Origin of the sequence: Nocardia sp. XZ_19_385 (genome assembly GCF_015355755.1) — a bacterium.
In the GTDB taxonomy this organism is placed as follows: Bacteria; Actinomycetota; Actinomycetes; order Mycobacteriales; family Mycobacteriaceae; genus Nocardia.
Map to the genome: position 1 here is coordinate 56,662 of NZ_JACVEE010000004.1, position 19,083 is coordinate 75,744.

Below are 19,083 nucleotides of genomic sequence, written 5' to 3' on the forward strand. Positions count from 1 at the left end.
CGGGCATTTGTCCTGAATATTCGGGACCTTCGGACCAGTGTCAGCCCCGGCATCCATCCGCAGACTGGGCTAGGTGGCGTGGCTCCCGCGTGATCCGATCACGCACGCGCCCACCTGAAGGGATGGCAACGAACTCCATGAGCTCCGCACAGCCGGATGCCGAGACTCTGCACGCCGCGATCGCGATGGCGATCCGCGCGCCGTCGGTGCACAACAGTCAACCGTGGCGGTGGCGGATCAACCGTCGCACGGTCGACCTCTACGCCGATCCGGGCAGGCACCTCGTTGCCACCGATCCGCAGCAGCGCGGACTCGTCCTCAGTTGCGGCGCGGCGCTGCACCACTTCCGGGTCGCGCTGGCGATGCTGGGCTGGTCGGCGACGGTGACCTACCTGCCCGATTCGGCCGACGCCGACCATCTCGCGACCGTCGAATTCGCACCACACGAGCCGGCGCCTGCCGATTTCGAGCTCAGTGCCGCGATCTTGCACCGCCAGTCCGACCGCAGGCGCTACAGCTCCTGGCAGATTCCAGCGGGGTATCTCCGGACGATCGCGAGCCGGGCCACCCACTACGGAGCCGCGGTGCGCCATGTACCCGAGGGGCTACGCGCGAGCCTGGCGCGACCGGCTCGCGAGGCAGCCGCCAGACACGCGGTGGACCACGAGTACCAGCTCGAACTCGCCGAATGGAGTGGGCGGCGGGGCACACCGGACGGCGTGCCCGCGGTGAACAGCCCGCGACCACAGCCCGGCGAGCAGATCCCGGTGCGCGCGTTCGCCGAGCCCGACCTCCCCGACCGGACCATGCATCCGGACGCCGCGGAATGGCTGGTGGTCTGCACGGCCGCCGATGATCGGACGTCCCGGGTGCATGCGGGCGAGGCGATCAGCGCGGCACTGCTGACCGCGACCGATCTCGGACTGTCGAGCTGTCTGCAGACCGAGCCACTCGGACTGCCCGAGTTGCGGGCCGATATCCGGACCCACGTGCTGTACGACTGCGCCTACCCGCAGGCCATGGTGCGCGTCGGCTGGGTGCCGACCTGCGCGGCGCCGCTGCCGCAGACTCCGCGCCGGCCGGTGGCCGAGGTGATCGATCAGTAATCCGCCTGCGGCAGACCGAGTTTGGTGGCCAGGACCGCGGCTTCGGTGCGACCGCCGACCTCCAGTTTCGACAGCAGCTGGGATACGTAGTTCTTGACGGTCTTCTCCGACAAGAACATTCGGCGGGCGATCTGCCGATTGGTCAGGCCTTCCCCGAGCATGCCGAGCACGGTGCGTTCCCGGTCGGTCAGGGAGGCCAGCGGGCCGTGCTCGGCCGCGGCCTGGGTGCGCAACTTCGTCATCAGCGCGGCGACGGCGCGCTCGTCCAGCAGCGAGCGACCGTGCGCGACCGCCCGGATCGCGTCGACCAGTTCGTCACCGCGAATGTCCTTGATCAGGTAACCGCGGGCGCCGGCCAGGACCGCGCCCATCATCGACTGCTCGTCGAAGTACGCCGTCAACATCAGGCAGCACAGATTCGGTGTCATGGCGAGCAGGTCCCGGCACAGTTCGACGCCGTTGCCGTCGGGCAGATGGATATCGAGCACCGCCACGTCCGGGCGCAGTGCGGGCACGCGCCGGCGGGCTTCCGCGCAGGTGGCGGCCTCGCCTACTACTTGAAGGTCGGTGTGGTCGTCGATGAGGTCGCGGATGCCGAGACGCACGATCTCGTGGTCGTCCACCAGGAACACCGTCGCCACCGCAGCACCTCCTCTGTCCTCTGCGGAAGCACCGGCTTCCACCTACAGCAGTACCACAGGGTGCCACGCCGAAACGATGCCCAGCAACACGCTGGCAGTTTGCCGATCGAGCCCGCCGGGCATATCGCGCGATCCGCCGGAGCGGCCCGTGCTCCTGGCTGGATCCGGACCGCAGCGCCAGGGCAAAGCCCGCCAGCAGCCAGCGCCGACAGCGGGCCGAACTCGGATCCGACGGCCATTGCGCCGACGATCGTCAGTGGCGACGCGCTGGCCACACCGACGGCGGCGAGCAGGACCGCGATGACCAGGAAGGCGAAGAACGTCGAGTTTGCGGAGGGGTTGCTTTGAGCTTGCTGCATGAGTGACCGCCACACGATGGTGTCCGCACGGCCGATCTCCGCGCCCGGGTTTCAGCGCAGCGGCACTTCCACGTCGCCGCCGCCTTCGCGGGTGAGCCTGCGTTGCACCTTCGCCAGGGTGGGAGCCGGAACGAACCCGCCCGCGAACAGCGCCTCGCCCTGCCGGAACCACGGGGACCGCTCCAGCAGCGCCGTCGGCGCGTAGCCGAAATACGTGCCGAGCTCGGCCAAATCGGTGGGCGAGGTCATCTTCATCAGGGCGAGGTTGTCGCACTGGGAGATGATGCCTGGGTGCACCTTCGAGGGCCGCTGCGTCGACAGCAGCAGCCAGAGCCCGAATTTGCGCCCCTCGGCGGCGATTTGAATGAGCCGTTCCCGCACGGCCACCGCGATGGGCGAATCCAGCCGCGGTGAAGCCAGGTTGTGGGCTTCGTCGATGACCAGCAGGACCGGGCGGCGTTCTTCCCGTCGGGCCCACAGGTCGTCGAGCAGCGACAACGCCACCACCAGATGCTGCTCCGGGGTGGAGAAGCCGCCGAGGTCGAGCACGGTGACATCCGGCCGGTCGGCCACGATCTCGGTGACCGCGGGGTCGCGCCTGGCCCACACCTCCCACGCCGGCAGCCCGAGGTTCTCCACGCGCATGGCCAGGCGCCGCCGCCCCGGTACCTCCGATTCCCGCAGCCGCGGCAGCAGGTCGTCGATGTCGACGGACTCCAGCTCCGAACCCAGATGGATGAGTTCGTTGAACTCCTCGCGGTCGGCGACCGGATCGATGCGCAGGATGGCGGCTTTCGACGCCAACGGCAGGCCCAGCAGCCGGGCGCGCAACCGGGCGCCCGGTTCCGCGTTCGGGCGCAGGACGCGAATATCGCGCTGCCGCAACGCTTCCGCGGTCGGCCCGGTGGCCTCGGGATCGACCTCGCCGAGCCGGACGAAATCGGCGTTCGGGTCGAAGATGACGACCGGCAGGGCGGTGTGGGCGATGAGCTGTTCGAGCGCCACGCCCAGGGCATAGGTCTTGCCCGACCCGCTCTGCCCGCACCAGAAGGTGTGCCGGTTGAAGCGCTTGGGCAACAGCCGGGCGGGTCCGCCGGGCGCGGTCAGCCGAGCACCCACTTCGAGCAGGGCCCCGGTGGTCTCGTGCAGCGTTTCCACTGTTTCCAGATCCGCCGGTTCGACGCGACCGTCCTGGACCGGGTAGCTCGTCCGGATGTTGATTCCGTCGGCGGTGAGCTCCCCGATCAGTCGTCCGCGCAACCGCACCGGCGTGGTTTCGGAGCGCTCTTCGACCAGGGCGAGCTGGCTGCGCCCGTCCGCGACGACAGTGATCAGCGAACCTGCGACGAAAGCACTGCCGGAAGCGTCGGCGACGACGAACGAGCGTCCGTCGTCGGAGCGGGCGAGCAGAGTGATGGATTCAGCGCGCATGATCCCGATACTGCCACTCGCCGCCGAGTATCGAGCAAATGTCCAGCAATCTAGCTCGATAATGTGGTGCGCGCCACTGGTATCAGCCGGTACCGGAGTCGGACAGCTTCCATACGCGCACGGCAAGGTGTGTTTCCAAGCGGCGCGGGCGGTCCAGCCAATCGTCGCCGAGCAGGGCGCCGATGCGGGTCAGGCGCTGCCGCACGGTATTCCGGTGAATGAACAGCTCCGTCGCCGTCCGGGCGATATTGCAGCCGAATTCCAGGTGCGCCCAAGCGGTTTCGGCGAGTGCGGTGTGGTGCGCCGCGTCGTAGTCCAGCAGGGGCTGGATTTCGGCGAGCGGACTGAACGCGGGGTCCAGGGTGTGGGCGGCGTCGAGGAGCAGGCCGACCGCGCCTAGCCGGGCGCCGTCCAGCAGCGCGCCGGTGCGGCCGAGCATCAGCAGGGTCGCCAGGCCGCGGCGGGCCTGCCGGTAGGACGTGGTGAGCCGGTCGAATCCGGTTGCGGGACCGGCGAATCCGATGGTGGGGCGGCTGGGTTCGTCGGCGAGGGCGGCCCGGATCCGCTCGGCCACGGAGCCGTCATCGGCTGCCACGACACAGAAGTCGCCGTTGTAGCGGGCGAGCAGGGCCCGAGACGTCACGGCGGAGCGCAGCCGGGTCTCCAAGCGCCGATGGTCCGCGCCGGGCGCGGAGATGACGACCACGGTGAGATCGTCGGTCGGCCGCAGTCCGAAGCGGTTGGCGCGCTGCCGTTTCCGATCGTGAGTCACCTCGCGCCCGGACAGCAGATCGTCGAGAAGTTCGATCTGCAGCTGCTGGGCCGCGTCGTGTGCGGCACGGTCGAACAGGCGCAGGATGGTCAGGAAGATCGACAGGCGTTCCAATAGTCCCGCGGGCAGGTCGGGCAGGCGGTCTGCCAGGACGAGCGTCGCCAAATGGCCGCTCGCAGTGCGGGCCGGAACCAACGTGAAAGTCTCACTGCCCACCTGGAATTCGCGGGGCGAGCCGGTCGCGGCGGCCGTGCGCAGGGGCCGCGCGAGCGGGCCGGTCGCGAGGCGGGTTATCTGCGCCGTCCAGCGTTCGTCGTCCTGGGCACGGGCCGCGAGCACGCCGTCGGCCGCATCCAGGACCGCCACCCGCGACGCCACGATGTGCCGCGCCAAATCGGCGAAACCCTCATAGCCGCCCCCGCTGATCACCGTCTCGATCAGTCGCCGATCCAGTGCCATCAGGCTCTGCAATTCCGACATCTCGTGCTGCTGTGAGGCCTGCTCTTTGCCGAGTCGTTCGAGCGCACTGCGAATCGAGGAGAACCGCTCGGCATTGTCGAGCGCCACCGCGGCGTGCTTGCCGATGGCGTCGAGCAGGTCGACGGTCTCGTTCGGATAGCCGCGCCGCGAGCGGTCCGCGATGAGCAGTGCGCCGATTGCCTTGCCGTGCAAATACATCGGGACGCCGAGGATGGACCGGACGCCTTCGGCCCGCACGATCGAATCGACCTGTGGCAGATGCGTGATCTCGGGGTCGTCGAGGTAGTCGGCACTCTGATACGACGTCACGCCGGCCGCCGCCCGTCCGACGATGCCCGTGCCGATGGGCATGCGGAGCAGCCGATACGCCTCGGTCACCACGCCATCGGATTTACGGATGTAGGTCTCATTGCTGGCGTGGTCGTTGAGGCTGATGTAGGCCATGTCGCTGCCAGACAGGGTGCGGGTCCGCCCGACGATGGCCTGGAGCACGGCTTCGACGTCGCGGATGCCGCTGAGGTCGGTGGCGGTGTCGTACAGCGCGCGCAGCACCTCCTCGCGCCGGCTGCGCTCGGCGACCCGCAGGCCGAGGTCACGGGCGGCGGTCCCGGCGGCGGCGGTGAGCTCGCCCCGGGCGAGGGCCGCCGCGACCTTGGCGTCCAATTCGTGCTGCGGGATCCCGGCGTGAATGCCCTCCAGAATCGCCGAAACGGAGGAGTTCATGGCCCGTCCCTGTTCCCGATGATGTGCAAAGTGACCTGCCATAAGCCAACTATGTATGCAGTGTAGCTATATCCCTTGCTGGTCCGCCGCCCTACCGTCGGCTGCATGCAGATCACCGGAGCCGTGCTCGAGGAGATCGGGCGCGACCGCCCGTTCGCGAAGACCCGGCCCATCACCATCGCGCAGGTCGAGCTGGGCGAGCCGGGCCCGACCGAAGTGCTCGTCCGGATCGAAGCGGCCGGCGTGTGCCACTCCGACCTCAGCGTGGTCGACGGGAATCGGGTCCGTCCGGTGCCCATGCTGCTCGGGCACGAGGCGGCCGGGATCGTGGTCTGGACTGGTTCCGACGCAACGGATCTGGCTGTCGGGCAGCGCGTGGTCATGTCGTTTCTGCCGCGCTGCGAGCAGTGCCCGGCCTGCGCGGAAGGCGGTCGGTTGCCGTGCCCGGTGGGCAGCCGGACCAATAACGCCGGAGAGCTGCTGCACCATCCGGGCCGGCTGTCCCGCGACGGCGAGCGCGTCCACCATCACTTGGGCGTCTCCGGTTTCGCGACGCACGCCATCGTCGACCGCGCCTCCGTGGTGCCGGTCGATTCCGATGTGCCGCCCGAGATCGCGGCCCTGTTCGGCTGTGCCGTGCTGACCGGCGGCGGCGCGGTGCTCAACGTGGCGCGTCCCGCCCCGGACGACGACGTCATGGTCGTCGGACTCGGCGGCGTGGGCATGGCGGCGGTGCTGGTCGCCAAGGCGCTCGGCGTGCGGCGGGTCATCGCCGTCGACGCGCTGCGCGCCAAGGCCGAGCAGGCGCTCACCCTCGGCGCCGACCTGGCGTACACGCCGGATGAACTGGCGGACACGGGAGTTCGAGCACGCTACGTGATCGAGTGTGCGGGCAATCCGCGCGCCTTCGAGACCGCGTTCGCCGCGACGGCAGTCGGCGGCACCACCATCACCGTGGGACTACCCGGTCCGGAGGCCACCGCGGCGATCTCGCCGCTGACCCTGACCGCCGAGGCGCGGACGGTCGTCGGCAGTTATCTGGGGTCGGCGCTGCCGTCCCGCGACATTCCACGCTATGTGCGCATGTGGCGCGATGGGGTGCTGCCCGTAGAGCAGCTGATCTCGGATCGGATCACCCTGTCGCGGATCAACGAGGCGATGGATCGGCTGGCCGAGGGACACGCGATCCGGCAGATCATCACCTTCGACGGCGCGGAGACGGACTGATGACAACCCTGCTGGACCTGCCAAGCGGCCACTACATCGGCGGCGAGTGGACCGGGGATCGAGCGACGCTCACCGTGGAGAACCCCGCCACCGGCGCGATCCTCGCCCGGGTGGCGGACGCCGACGCCGAAATCGGACGTAGCGCGCTCGCGGCCGCCGTTGCCGCCCAGGAACATTGGGCACAGACGAGCCCCCGGGCCCGCGCGGATCTGCTCATGAACGTCTTCGACCTGCTGCACGAGCGCGCCGGTCAGTTCGCGGCGCTGATCACCGCGGAAATGGGCAAGCCGTTCGCCGAAGCCCGCGGCGAAGTCGCCTACGGCGCCGAGTTCTTCCGCTGGTTCGCCGAGGAGAGCGTGCGGTCCGGCGGGGCCTATCGCGTCGCACCGTCGGGAACCCGGCGCATCGTCACCATGAAGCAACCGGTCGGTCCCGTCCTGGCCATCACCCCGTGGAACTTCCCGCTGGCGATGGGCGCGCGCAAGATCGCTCCCGCCCTCGCCGCGGGCTGCACCGTCGTGGTGAAGCCCGCCCCGCAGACGCCGCTGACCACCCTCGCCTTGATGGCGCTGCTGGACGAGGCGGGAGTGCCCGCGGGCGTGGTGAATTGCGTGACGACCTCGGATGCCGCGGGCGTGTGCGGGCCGCTGATCGCCGACCCCGGGTTGCGGAAACTGACCTTCACCGGTTCCACGGCGGTCGGCCGGACACTGCTCGCCCAGGCGTCCCAGCGCGTCCTGCGCACCTCGATGGAGTTGGGCGGCAACGCCCCGTTCGTCGTGCTCGCCAGTGCCGATCTCGACAAGGCGGTGGCAGGCGCGGTCGAGGCCAAGATGCGTAACTCCGGCGAAGCCTGTACCGCCGCAAACCGTTTCCTGGTCCACTACTCCCTGGCCGACGAGTTCGCCGACCGGCTCACCGCGCAGCTCTCGGCATTGCGGGTCGGCGACGGCATGGCGCCCGGCACCCAGGTCGGCCCGCTCATCGACGCGAACGCCGTGGCCTCCGTCGAGAAGCTTGTCGACGAGGCCGTGCAGCGCGGGGCCCGAGTACGCACCGGCGGTCACCGCCGGCCCGGCCCCGGCTACTTCTTCGAACCGACGGTGCTGACCGATGTGCCCGCGGACGCTCGCATCCTGCACTCGGAGATCTTCGGCCCCGTCGCACCCATTCGCAGCTTCACCACCACGGCCGCTGCTCTGGCCGAGGCCAATGCCACCACGGCCGGGCTCATCGGCTACGTCTACGGCGAAAACCTGGGCGAGACACTCACTTTCGCCGAAAACCTACACACCGGCATGGTCGGCGTGAACGCGGGCATAGTCTCCGACCCCGCCGCGCCGTTCGGCGGCGTCAAGGAGTCCGGGCTCGGCCGCGAGGGTGGCCGGGAGGGACTCGACGAATATCTCGAGACCAAATATCTCGGTCTCGCACTCTGAACCGGAGGCTGTTTCCCCACAGCTGGTCGAACTCTGAAGCTAGACAGGAGAATCAAGAATGCTCGGTGCCGAAAGCGACCCGAACAAACAGAATCGGCCGGGGGCTAAGCTGTCCCGGCGTGGCGTGCTGGGGGTGGGCGCCGCAGCTTTGGCGGCCGCCGGCACCGGCGTCGCGGTCACCGGGTGCGGTAGTGACGAAGAGGTGAACCCCTCTGCTACCCAAACAGACCCGACCGATCGGATCGTGGCCGCGAACAAGAAGGTCGCCGAGAGCATGCCGTTCGGCGACACCGCCGACTTCGCGGACGCCGATCGCGGGTTCATCGCGGCACTGGAGCCGGGTGTGGTGCGCACTGCCGAGGGAAAAGTGGTGTGGGACAACGATTCCTACAACTTTCTGCACGGCACCTGTCCGGCCTCGGCCAACCCGAGCCTGTGGCGGCAGTCCCAGCTGACGGTCAAGCAGGGGCTCTACGAGATCGCTCCCGGCTTCTACCAGGTGCGCGGCCTGGACCTGTCGAACATGACCATCATCGAGGGCGACACCGGTGTGATCGTCATCGATCCGCTGATCTCCACCGAGACCGCGGCCGCCGGGCTGGCGCTGTACCGCGCCCATCGCGGGAATCGCCCGGTCACCGGGTTGATCTACTCGCATTCGCACGTGGACCATTTCGGTGGCGCGCTCGGCGTCACCACGCGCGAGGACGTGGCGGCAGGGCGCTGCCCGGTGCTGGCTCCAGCCGGGTTCCTCGAGCACGCGGTGGCGGAGAACATCTACACCGGAACCGCGATGGCGCGCCGGGCCGCCTACATGTACGGCGCGGCCCTGCCACGCGGCGAGAAGGGGCAGATCGGCGCGGGGTTGGGGCAGACCACGTCGCTGGGCACCGTCACGCTGATCGCACCCACCAAAGACATCACCGCCACCGGCCAGCAGGAAGTGGTCGACGGCGTGCGGATGGTGTTCCAGATGACTCCGGGCACCGAGGCCCCGGCCGAGCTGAACTTCTATTTCCCCGACCGCCGGATCCTGTGTATGGCCGAAAACGCCACGCACACTTTGCACAACCTGCTGACCCTGCGTGGCGCGCTGGTGCGCGACCCGCACGTCTGGTCGAAGTACCTGACCGAGTCGATCAATCTGTATGCCCGCCAATCGGATCTGGTGTTCTCCTCCCATCACTGGCCGGTGTGGGGCACCGACAAGATCGTGGAATTCCTGTCGCTGCAACGGGATCTGTACGGCTACCTCAACGACCAGACGCTGCGGCTGCTGAACCAGGGCTACGTCGGCAGCGAGATCGCCGAGATGCTGCGGATGCCGCCCGCGATCGAGCGATCATGGTCCACGCACGGCTATTACGGGTCGGTCAGTCACAACGTGAAGGCCATCTATCAGCGGTACATGGGCTGGTTCGACGGAAATCCGGCGCATCTGTGGGAGCATCCGCCGGTCGAGTCGGCCAAACGGCATGTGGCCGCGATGGGTGGCGCGGCGTCGGTGCTGAAGACCGCCCAAAAGGCCTACGACGAAGGCGATTTCCGCTGGGTCGTCCAGCTGGTCAACTATGTCATCTTCGCCGAGCCGGGCCACACGAAGGCAAAGCATTTGCAGGCCAGCGCTTTCGAGCAACTCGGTTACGGTTCCGAGAACGCCACCTGGCGCAATTTCTATCTCTCCGGCGCGCACGAGCTGCGCAACGGTTCCTTCGGCACACCGACGGCGGCGAACTCGACGGGCCTGCTCGCCGCCCTGACCGTGGAGCAAGCCTTCGACGCCCTCTCCCTGAACGTCGACGGCCCGAAGGCCTGGGACACCAAGGTGACCACCGACTGGCGCTTCCGCGACGACCGCGACCGGGTGCACCGGGCCGAACTTCGCAACGGCGTGCTCGTCCACTACGACCGCTGGCCCGACGACGGCCTGCCCGCCCCCGACGCCACCCTCACCCTCACCCGGGGCGCGTTCCTGCGGAACATGCTCGCGGGCGGCGACATGCAGCAGGCCATCGCCAAGGGCGACGTTCTCGTCGACGGCAATATCGCGGTCCTGGCCCAATTGAAGGGCCTGTTCTCCAAGCCCGACCCCGGCTTCGCGATAGTCACCCCTTGACCCTGACGCTACGTCAGGGTTGGAGCCTGGTCGCATGACGAACAACATCACATTCGCGCCGCCGATCGGCGGATTCCAGGAGATCGACGGCCGCCGCGTTTTCGTGCATCGGTCGGGCAGTGGCGGACCCGCCGTCGTATTCCTGCCGGGGGCGAGTGCGGTGGGGTTGGACTACTTCGGTGTCCAGCAGCAGGTTTCGCAGTTCACCACCGCCGTGGTGTACGACCGCGGCGGCAGCGGATTCAGCGATCCGCTGCCGGCGCCGCGCACCGCCGCCGCGGTCGCCACGCAGCTGCGCGAGCTCTTGCGCGCCGAAAATATCCCCGCCCCCTACGTGCTCGCGGCGCACTCCCTCGGCGGCCTTTTCGCGCACCGGTTCGCACAGCTGTACCCGCGGGACGTGGCGGGACTGGTGTGGTTGGACGCGCTGCACCACGACTGGGACGACTTCATGCCGCCCGAGGCGAGCCTGGCCGCCGCCGAACAGCAGGCCCCTGATCTGGCCCAGCTTCAGCAAATGGACCCGGAGCTGCGGGCGACGCATGCCGAGCTGCTCGCCGCCTACCCCGAGCACATACGGCAACCGCTGCTCGAGGCCAAGCTGAGTGACGCATGGCTCCGAGCCGGTATCGCCGAGCGCGGCGGTTTGGTCGAACTCGCCGCCGAACTGCGGGCCGGGCCGGGACTTCCCGACGTCCCGCTGGTCGCTCTCACCGTGGCGCAAGGTCCGCAGGAGCCGAAGGCGAGATTGGACGCGGCCGTGGTGAACGGGGTCGCGCGCGGCGAGCAACGCTTCATCGCCGACACCTACCACCACCGGCTCTGTTTCGATCGCCCCGACGCCGTGGTCCGAGCGATCCGCGATGTCATCGCCGAGGTGGGCCGCCCCTAGACTCGGCACCAGGAGGTGAACGGTGCTGACGATCAGCCAACTGGCGGCCACCGCCGGCGTGACTGTCCGCACCGTTCGCCACTACCACCAGGTCGGCCTGTTCCCCGAACCCGAGCGCGATGCCTCCGGCTACCGTCGCTACACCGCCCAGGCGGCGGTAGACCTCATCCGGATCCGAACTCTCGCCGACGCCGGTGTTCCGCTTGCCCGGATCGACGCCCTGCTGCAAGCCCGGCCCGCCGAGTTCGCCGCGGCCATCACCGCCATCGACGCCGAACTACAGCGCAAGGTCGACCAGCTCACCGCGCACCGACGCCGCATCGCCCAACTGGAAAGTGGCGAAAGACTGGTCCTGCCACCCGAGGTCATCGCCATCCTGAACCGGATGCGCGGCCTCGGTATCAGCGAACAGCGGGTTCTGCTCGAGCGGGACGCCTGGATCCTGGGCCAGACCCTGAACCCGGACTCCCTGCCGCGGCGGATCCGCGACAAGAACGCGAGCCTCGACGACCCCGAGCTGATCCGCCTGATGCTGGCCTGCGACGCGGCGGTCGACTGGCATCCGCACGACCCGCGCCTGGACCAGCTCATCGATGACCTGGACGCCTGGGAGATCCAGCACCGCGACCCCGCCGAAAGCGCGGATCAAAAACTCGTCGTCTCCCGAATCTCCGAAGCGTCCCCGGCCTGGCAGCGCATCCTCGACGCCCTCACCCACCGCGCCAACCAGCGCCGGACCGCCAGACGCGACAGCTGAACCCAGCCCCCTCGGAACATCTTCGGCGCCAACGCAACCCCGACTTTGTCTTGGTACAGAACAAACTTCGTCCGAATTCTTCGAAAGTCGGGACAGCGTGCGGTAAAAGGCGTTGAATCGCGGTATCCGTAGGAAAGAAGGACCCGATGCGGATCGCGGCTCGACCCGAAAACACTCACCAGGTACGGCTTTTGCGGCTGCTGCGCGATCGCGGGCCGCAGTCCCGGTCGGACCTCGGACATCCGATGGAGCTCTCGCGCTCCAAACTCGCGGTAGAGCTCGATCGGCTGGCCGAGCTCGGCCTGGTCGAGGCGGGCGGGCTCGCGGCCTCCAGCGGCGGGCGGCGATCGGCCATCGCCCGGCTGGCCTCGGGGCTCCGGTTTGCCGCGGTGGACATCGGCGCCACCTCCATCGATGTAGCGGTCACCGACGGCGAATTACGGCTTCTCGGAAAGCTTTCCGAGTCATGCGATATCCGGCAGGGCCCGGCCGCGGTGCTGGAGCGGGTGCTCGATCTCCTCGGCAAGTTGCGCGAAGAACACGCGCCGGGCGCTCGACTGCACGGCGCGGGGATCGGCGTGCCCGGCCCGGTCAGCTTCCGCGACGGAATGTCGGTGTCGCCGCCGATCATGCCCGGCTGGCATCGGTTTCCGGTGCGTGAGGTCCTCGCGCAGGAACTCGGTTGCCCGGTGCTGGTCGACAACGACGTCAACATCCTGGCGCTGGGCGAAATACACTCCGGCTCAGCGCCTTCCGTCGAGGACTTCCTGCTGGTCAAGATCGGCACTGGCGTCGGCTGCGGGATCGTGGTCGGCGGCGACATCTATCGCGGTGTCTCCGGCAGCGCGGGGGACATCGGGCATATCCGGATCAGCGATGACGGTCCGGTGTGCGCCTGCGGCAACACCGGATGCCTCGAGGCCTACGCGGGCGGCGCGGCCCTGGCCAGGGAGGCGATGGTGCACGCGCGGTCCGGGCGTTCGGCGTTCCTCGCCGAACGGCTGGCGGCGGCGGGAACGCTGACCGCGGTCGATGTCGCCGATGCCGCCGCTGCGGGAGATCCGTTGGCAGTGAGCATGATTCGCGACGCGGGCGCACATCTCGGCACAGTGCTGGCCGGACTGGTCAGCTTCTTCAACCCCGGGCTGGTGGTGATCGCCGGAGGTGTCACCGGCTTCGGGCATCCGCTGCTCGCCGAGATCCGCAGTGTGGTCTACCGGCGGTCCCTGCCACTGGCCACCGGCAATCTGCCGATCGTGCTGTCCGAGCTCGCCGGAGTCGGCGGTTTGATCGGCGCGGCCCGGCTCATCAGCGATCACGTTTTCAGCGTCGCCTGACCGGCGGCGTCGGCAAGGAGGCCGACCATGGCTCCAACAATCCAGGACGCCGTGCTCACCATGCAGGGAATCGTCAAGGAATTCCCGGGCGTACGCGCACTCGACCACGTCGACCTCGAGGTGCGAGCGGGGGAGGTGCATTGCCTGCTCGGGCAGAACGGCGCCGGCAAATCGACGCTGATCAAAGTGCTCTCGGGCGCACATCAGCCGGATGCGGGTGAAATGCGTTGGCGCGGTGCCCCGGTGCGACTATCGGGTCCGGCGGACGCCACCAGGCTGGGCATCGCGACGATCTATCAGGAACTGGATTTGTGCGATGGGTTGAGCATCGCCGAGAACATCTTTCTCGGGCACGAGCACGCACGCGCCGGATTCACCCGCCGTGCCCCGGCCGCCCGCGCGACCACCGAATTGCTCGGCCGCCTGGGCCATTCCGAATTGCGGCCCGAGACGATCGTCGCGACCCTGCCTGCCGCGGCCAAGCAGGTGGTCAGCATCGCGCGGGCGCTGTCCTACGACGCGCGCCTGATCGTGATGGATGAACCCTCCGCGGCGCTGGGCAACGACGAGGTCGGCAACCTGTTCCGGATCATCGCCCAGCTGCGCGCGGAAGACGTTGCGGTGGTTTATATTTCGCACCGCCTGGAGGAGATCCGGACGATCGGCGACCGGATCACCGTGCTCAAAGACGGCCGCACAGTCGCCGCCGGTCTGCCCGCGAGCACCACCAGCACACAGCACGTGGTGTCGCTGATGACCGGGAACCGTGATCCCCAAGAGGCCGCGGCACGGTCACCGCGCACCGGCACCCCGGAAGTACTGCGCGTCGCGGGACTCGGCCTCAGCGGCCGATTCCACGATGTGTCGTTCACCGTGCACGCCGGGGAGATCGTCGGCCTGGCCGGACTCGTCGGCGCGGGCCGGTCCGAAATCCTGGAGTCGATCTATGGCGCGCGCCGGCCATCGGCGGGCCAGGTCCTGGTCGACGGCCGCCGACTCCGACCGGGCAGTACCCGCGCCGCGGTGTCCGCCGGGCTGGGACTCGCCCCGGAGGAACGCAAATCGCAGGCCCTGTTCCTCCTGCAATCGGTGGGCCGCAACATCTCCGCCGCCGCGCTCCCGCGCTACTCCCGCTTCGGCTGGTTCGATCGCCGTCGCGAACGCGCCGACACCCGCGCTGCGAGCACCCGCGTCGGAGTTCGCCCGGCCGACCCCATGCACCCGGTGCGGGAACTTTCCGGCGGCAATCAGCAGAAGGCGATCCTGGCCCGCTGGCTGCTCGACGACACCCGCGTGCTGTTGCTGGACGAACCGACCCGCGGCGTCGATGTCGGCGCCCGCGCCGAGGTGTACGCCCAGATCCGCAGGCTGGCCGAGCTGGGCGTCGCGGTGCTGCTGGTCTCCAGCGACCTGCCGGAACTGCTCGCCCTCTCGGACCGGGTGCTGGTGCTGCGCGACGGCGCGGTGATCCACACCGCGCCCGCGGCCGACCTCACCGAACACGACGTCATCGCGATGATCATGGAAGGGAGCGCGCTGTGAGCGAGCTTCAGGCGAAAGTGGTTGCCCCACCGGGTGATCGACCCCCGGCCGCCACTCCGCGCAAGGCACACAGGGAGATTCGCAAACACGCGACCTTGGTACTCGCGCTGCTGGCGCTGGTGCTGGTCGGCGCGCTGACCAAGGGTGAAGACTTCCTCAGCACCAGCAATCTGATCACCATCCTGACCCTGGCGTCGGTGATCGGCGTGGTCACCGTCGGGATGACGTTCGTGATCATCGGCGGGGGCATCGACCTGTCGGTGGGTGCCATCATCGCGCTGGCCTCGGTGTGGTGCACAACCACCGCGACGCAGTCCTATGGCGTGGCCGGAATGGTGTTCTGCGCCTTGGCGGTCGGTGCGGCCTGTGGACTGTTGAACGGGGCGCTCATCGCTTACGGCAAGCTCGTGCCGTTCATCGTCACGCTGGCGTTGATGGTGGCTGCGCGCGGGCTGGCCGAGGAACTCTCGGGCCGGCAGTCACAGCTGGTCACCACCGACCTGCTGGCGTTGGCGCAGGAGCGCGTGCTGGGCATTCCCCTGATGGTCTATCTGTTCCTCGTCGTGGTCGCGATCGGGTGGATCCTGCTGGAGCGCACCACTTTCGGCCGGCGCAGCTTCGCGGTCGGCGGCAATCCGGAGGCGGCCCGGCTGGCCGGTATCGACGTGCGGCGGCACACCCTGCTGCTCTACGTGCTCTCCGGACTGTGCTGCGGTATCGCCGCGATCATGCTCACCGCACAGACGACCACCGGGTCCAGCACCAACGGCCAGCTCTACGAACTGGACGCGATCGCCGCGGTGGTCATCGGCGGCACGCTGCTCAGCGGCGGTTTCGGCACCATCACCGGGTCGATCCTCGGGGTGCTGGTCTTCACCGTCATCGAGGACCTGTTCATCCTCAACAACCTGGCACAACCCATCCAGGCGATCGGCAAGGGCGCGATCATCGTCGCCGTCCTGCTGTTCCAGCGCTTCGGCCGCGCGCGGGCCGTCCCGACTCTCACCTGAGAACCGTTAAAACACAAAGGAATACCCATGAGCACCACCAACATCCCCTCCCGTCGCGGCGTCCTGCTCGGCGGTCTGGCCGCCGGCGCGGGCCTGCTCGCGGCGGCCTGCACCTCCAACGACAGCACCTCCAACACTCAGGTTGCGGGAACTACCGGCGAGAACGCCGCCGCCGGAAAGGAGGTACGCATCGGGTTCTCGGCGCCCGCAGCCGATCACGGCTGGACCGCGGCCATCACCCGAAACGCCCGAGCGCAGGCCAGCGGGCTCAGCGATGTGAAGCTCGAGCTCACCGAGGGCACCAACGATGTCGCCCGCCAGATCGAGCAGGTGCAGACGTTGATCAATCAGAAGGTCGATGTCCTGGTGATCTTGCCGTTCGATGGCAACGCCCTTACCGCTGTCGCGAAAAGCGCTATGTCAGCGGGGATTCCGGTGGTCAATCTGGACCGGGTGTTTGCCTCGGCGCTGGCCTACCGCACCTGGATCGGCGGCGACAACTACGGCATGGGCATCAATGCGGGCAATTTCATCATCGCCAAGATGCGGGAGAAGAACATCGCCAATCCGGTGATCGTGGAGATCGCCGGAATCGACAACCTGCAGCTCACCCAGGAACGTAGCCAGGGCTTCAAGGACGCGCTCGCCACCGCCGGATTCCGGGTCGAGGCAAGGCAATCCACCGATTTCACGGCTGCGGGCGGGCAGCAGGTGGCGAGCCAGATGCTGCAGGCGGTGAAAAGGATCGACGCGATGTGGAATCACGACGACGATCAAGGCATCGGCGTGCTCGCCGCCATCCGGCAGGCCAACCGCGCCGGTGAATTCGTGATGGTCGGCGGCGCCGGCTCGACCCAGGCCATGAACGAGATCAAAGGTGGGAACTCGCCATTGCAGGCCACCGTGCTCTACAGCCCGGCCATGGCCTCCTCCGCCGTCACGCTCGCCCGGCTGCTGGGGCAGCGGAAAGCACTCGGTGATCTCGCCGAACACGATGTGCCCGCGAAGATTACGACCTTCTCCGCGGTGGTGACCAAAGACAACGTGGATCAGTACCTGGCCAACGGCTTCTGAGGAGCCCGATGACATCGACACACCGCCCGCGGATCGGTATCGGCCTGGTCGGCCATGCTTTCATGGGCCGCGCCCATTCGCACGCCTGGCGCAGCGTGGACGCGATCTTCGAATTGCCTTGGCAGCCCGTACTTTCGGTACTCGCGGGCCGGGATGCCGAGCGGGCGGGCGCGGCGGCCGCCCGGCTCGGCTGGGGGAGTGCGGTGAGCGACTGGAAACTCCTGCTCACACGAGACGATGTCGATCTCATCGATATCTGCACCCCTGGCGACAGTCATGCCGAAATCGCCATTGCCGCACTGGAAGCCGGAAAACACGTGCTGTGCGAGAAGCCCCTCGCCAATACCGTGGCCGAGGCGGAATCGATGGCCGCGGCGGCGGAGCGGGCCGCCCGCCAGGGGGTGCGGTCCATGGTCGGCTTCAGCTACCGGCGAGTGCCGGCGCTGGCGTTGGCCCGAAACCTGGTGGCACAGGGGCGAATCGGCACGATCCGGCATGTGCGGGCGCAGTATCTCCAAGACTGGCTCGCCGATCCGCAAACGCCGCTGAGCTGGCGACTGGACCGGCAGCGCGCCGGATCCGGTGCGCTCGGGGATATCGGCGCGCACATCATCGACGCCACCCAGTTCGTCACCGGGGAAGCGCTGACCGGGGTGTCGGCCATGCTGGACACCTTCGTCACCGAACGCCCGCTCCCGGACGGGCCGGGCAGCGGGCCCGTCACCGTCGACGACGCCGCCCTGTTCCTCGGGCGGCTCTCCGGCGGCGGGCTGGCCTCCTTCGAGGCCAGCCGGGTCGCGGCGGGCCGCAAGAACTCATTACGCCTGGAGCTCAACGGAACTCGCGGCTCGCTGGCCTTCGACCTGGAGGCGATGAACGAGCTGTGGTTCCACGACCACACCGAGGAGCCCGAGACCGCCGGCTTCCGGCGCATCCTGGTCACCGAACCGCAGCACCCCTACGCCGGCGCCTGGTGGCCGCCCGGACATGGCCTCGGCTACGACCACACCTTCGCCAATCAGGTCGCCGACCTCGTCATCGCGATCGCGGCCGGCAAGGATCCCGAACCCACCTTCGCCGACGGGCTCGCCGTGCAGCGCGTGCTCGCGGCAGTCGAGGCGAGCGCGGCCGAGCAGGGCCGCTGGACCGCCATCGGAGGAGCACAATCATGAGACCGATCACGCTGTTCACCGGCCAATGGGCGGACCTGCCCTTCGAGCAGGTGTGCGCCCTGGCCGCCGACTGGGGCTACGATGGACTCGAAATCGCCTGTTCCGGCGACCATTTCGAAGTCGACAAGGCGCTGTTTGACCCGAATTACGTGGCAGCCAAACGCAAAACCCTGGAACGCCACGGCCTCCAGGTTTTCGCCATCTCCAATCACCTGGTCGGCCAGGCGATCTGCGACCACCCGATCGACGAGCGCCACCGCGCCATCATCCCGGCCCGCATCTGGGGCGACGGCGAACCCGAAGGCGTCCGTCGCCGCGCCGCCGCCGAAATGGCCGACACCGCCCGGGCGGCCGCCGCTCTCGGCGTCCGCACCGTCGTCGGTTTCACCGGCTCGAGCATCTGGCACACGGTCGCGATGTTCCCGCCGGTCCCACCGGAAACCATCGACCGCGGCTACCAGGATTTCGCCGACCGCTGGAACCCCATCCTCGACGTCTTCGACACCGAAGGCATCCGCTTCGCCCACGAGGTGCACCCCAGCGAAATCGCCTACGACTACTGGACCACCGTGCGCGCCCTGGCCGCCGTCGACCACCGCCCGGCCTTCGGCTTGAACTGGGACCCTTCACATTTCATCTGGCAGGACCTAGACCCGGTCGCCTTCATCCTCGACTTCGCCGACCGCATCTACCACGTCGACTGCAAGGACACCAAGCTCCGCTGCACCGACGGCCGCCGCGGCCGCCTCTCCTCCCACCTCCCGTGGGCCGACTTCCGCCGCGGCTGGGACTTCGTCTCCACCGGCCGCGGCGACGTCCCCTGGGAAGACTGCTTCCGCGCCCTCAACGCCATCGGCTACACCGGCCCCATCTCGATCGAATGGGAGGACGCCGGCATGGACCGCACGATAGGAGCCCCCGAAGCCCTGTCCTTCATCCGCCGCTACAACGCGATCACACCCCCGGCGGCCGCCTTCGACGCGGCCTTCGACAACCAGCGCTAGG

The 19,083-nt window shown here is 68.5% G+C and carries 15 protein-coding genes; 12 read left to right on the forward strand and 3 right to left on the reverse strand.

Going from position 1 to position 19,083, the window contains the following annotated elements:
- The first annotated feature begins 137 nt into the window (after positions 1-137).
- Positions 138-1,106, forward strand: a complete 969-nt coding sequence (locus tag IBX22_RS29195) for an Acg family FMN-binding oxidoreductase (protein WP_194818993.1) — start codon at positions 138-140, stop codon at positions 1,104-1,106.
- Here the strand turns inward: IBX22_RS29195 and IBX22_RS29200 are convergent.
- The 3 genes from IBX22_RS29200 to IBX22_RS29210 form a co-directional block, all read right to left on the reverse strand.
- A complete protein-coding gene (locus IBX22_RS29200; protein WP_194818994.1) occupies positions 1,100-1,747 on the reverse strand; it encodes a response regulator transcription factor in 648 nt (215 codons plus the stop codon). The two genes, IBX22_RS29195 and IBX22_RS29200, sit on opposite strands and share 7 nt — an antisense overlap.
- A gap of 410 nt (positions 1,748-2,157) precedes the next feature.
- A complete protein-coding gene (locus IBX22_RS29205; protein WP_194818995.1) occupies positions 2,158-3,537 on the reverse strand; it encodes an ATP-binding protein in 1,380 nt (459 codons plus the stop codon).
- Positions 3,538-3,619: 82 nt separating this feature from the next.
- Positions 3,620-5,512, reverse strand: a complete 1,893-nt coding sequence (locus tag IBX22_RS29210; RefSeq protein WP_194818996.1) for a helix-turn-helix domain-containing protein — start codon at positions 5,510-5,512, stop codon at positions 3,620-3,622.
- A gap of 105 nt (positions 5,513-5,617) precedes the next feature.
- Between IBX22_RS29210 and IBX22_RS29215 the strand changes: the two genes are divergently transcribed.
- The 11 genes from IBX22_RS29215 (at position 5,618) to IBX22_RS29265 (ending at position 19,082) form a co-directional block, all read left to right on the forward strand.
- A complete protein-coding gene (locus tag IBX22_RS29215) occupies positions 5,618-6,739 on the forward strand; it encodes an alcohol dehydrogenase catalytic domain-containing protein (protein ID WP_194818997.1) in 1,122 nt (373 codons plus the stop codon).
- Complete coding sequence (locus tag IBX22_RS29220; protein ID WP_194818998.1) at positions 6,739-8,178, forward strand: NAD-dependent succinate-semialdehyde dehydrogenase; 1,440 nt, start codon at positions 6,739-6,741, stop codon at positions 8,176-8,178. Before IBX22_RS29215 ends, IBX22_RS29220 begins: the two co-directional genes overlap by 1 nt.
- 274 nt (positions 8,179-8,452) lie before the next feature.
- Positions 8,453-10,294, forward strand: coding sequence for an alkyl/aryl-sulfatase (locus IBX22_RS29225; RefSeq protein WP_228539814.1), 1,842 nt, complete (start codon positions 8,453-8,455; stop codon positions 10,292-10,294).
- A gap of 34 nt (positions 10,295-10,328) precedes the next feature.
- Positions 10,329-11,186, forward strand: a complete 858-nt coding sequence (locus tag IBX22_RS29230) for an alpha/beta fold hydrolase (RefSeq protein WP_194819000.1) — start codon at positions 10,329-10,331, stop codon at positions 11,184-11,186.
- 22 nt (positions 11,187-11,208) lie between these two features.
- Positions 11,209-11,943 (forward strand): MerR family transcriptional regulator, encoded by a 735-nt coding sequence (locus IBX22_RS29235; protein ID WP_194819001.1) that lies wholly within the window; start codon positions 11,209-11,211, stop codon positions 11,941-11,943.
- A 146-nt stretch (positions 11,944-12,089) separates the two neighbouring features.
- Positions 12,090-13,280 carry an ROK family protein gene (locus IBX22_RS29240; RefSeq protein WP_228539738.1) on the forward strand — a complete coding sequence of 397 codons (1,191 nt, stop codon included), beginning with the start codon at positions 12,090-12,092 and terminating at the stop codon, positions 13,278-13,280.
- A 27-nt stretch (positions 13,281-13,307) separates the two neighbouring features.
- The gene (locus IBX22_RS29245; RefSeq protein WP_194819002.1) at positions 13,308-14,822 is read left to right on the forward strand and encodes a sugar ABC transporter ATP-binding protein; all 1,515 of its coding nucleotides are present in this window, start codon (positions 13,308-13,310) and stop codon (positions 14,820-14,822) included.
- Positions 14,819-15,832 carry an ABC transporter permease gene (locus IBX22_RS29250; protein ID WP_309234832.1) on the forward strand — a complete coding sequence of 338 codons (1,014 nt, stop codon included), beginning with the start codon at positions 14,819-14,821 and terminating at the stop codon, positions 15,830-15,832. The genes IBX22_RS29245 and IBX22_RS29250 overlap by 4 nt, the downstream gene beginning before the upstream one ends.
- Before the next feature lie 27 nt (positions 15,833-15,859).
- Positions 15,860-16,906 (forward strand): substrate-binding domain-containing protein, encoded by a 1,047-nt coding sequence (locus tag IBX22_RS29255; RefSeq protein WP_194819003.1) that lies wholly within the window; start codon positions 15,860-15,862, stop codon positions 16,904-16,906.
- Positions 16,907-16,914: 8 nt separating this feature from the next.
- The gene (locus IBX22_RS29260; protein WP_194819004.1) at positions 16,915-18,078 is read left to right on the forward strand and encodes a Gfo/Idh/MocA family protein; all 1,164 of its coding nucleotides are present in this window, start codon (positions 16,915-16,917) and stop codon (positions 18,076-18,078) included.
- Positions 18,075-19,082, forward strand: a complete 1,008-nt coding sequence (locus tag IBX22_RS29265) for a sugar phosphate isomerase/epimerase (protein WP_228539739.1) — start codon at positions 18,075-18,077, stop codon at positions 19,080-19,082. The genes IBX22_RS29260 and IBX22_RS29265 overlap by 4 nt, the downstream gene beginning before the upstream one ends.
- Position 19,083 lies beyond the last annotated feature (1 nt).

Bases quoted from the DNA above. Each gene is read 5' to 3' on its own strand.
- IBX22_RS29195 (WP_194818993.1), top strand. From the start codon at position 138: ATGAGCTCCGCACAGCCGGATGCCGAGACTCTGCACGCCGCGATCGCG.
- IBX22_RS29205 (WP_194818995.1), bottom strand. From the start codon at position 3,537: ATGCGCGCTGAATCCATCACTCTGCTCGCCCGCTCCGACGACGGACGC.
- IBX22_RS29210 (WP_194818996.1), bottom strand. From the start codon at position 5,512: ATGAACTCCTCCGTTTCGGCGATTCTGGAGGGCATTCACGCCGGGATC.
- IBX22_RS29215 (WP_194818997.1), top strand. From the start codon at position 5,618: ATGCAGATCACCGGAGCCGTGCTCGAGGAGATCGGGCGCGACCGCCCG.
- IBX22_RS29220 (WP_194818998.1), top strand. From the start codon at position 6,739: ATGACAACCCTGCTGGACCTGCCAAGCGGCCACTACATCGGCGGCGAG.
- IBX22_RS29225 (WP_228539814.1), top strand. From the start codon at position 8,453: ATGCCGTTCGGCGACACCGCCGACTTCGCGGACGCCGATCGCGGGTTC.
- IBX22_RS29230 (WP_194819000.1), top strand. From the start codon at position 10,329: ATGACGAACAACATCACATTCGCGCCGCCGATCGGCGGATTCCAGGAG.
- IBX22_RS29240 (WP_228539738.1), top strand. From the start codon at position 12,090: ATGCGGATCGCGGCTCGACCCGAAAACACTCACCAGGTACGGCTTTTG.
- IBX22_RS29245 (WP_194819002.1), top strand. From the start codon at position 13,308: ATGGCTCCAACAATCCAGGACGCCGTGCTCACCATGCAGGGAATCGTC.
- IBX22_RS29255 (WP_194819003.1), top strand. From the start codon at position 15,860: ATGAGCACCACCAACATCCCCTCCCGTCGCGGCGTCCTGCTCGGCGGT.
- IBX22_RS29260 (WP_194819004.1), top strand. From the start codon at position 16,915: ATGACATCGACACACCGCCCGCGGATCGGTATCGGCCTGGTCGGCCAT.
- IBX22_RS29265 (WP_228539739.1), top strand. From the start codon at position 18,075: ATGAGACCGATCACGCTGTTCACCGGCCAATGGGCGGACCTGCCCTTC.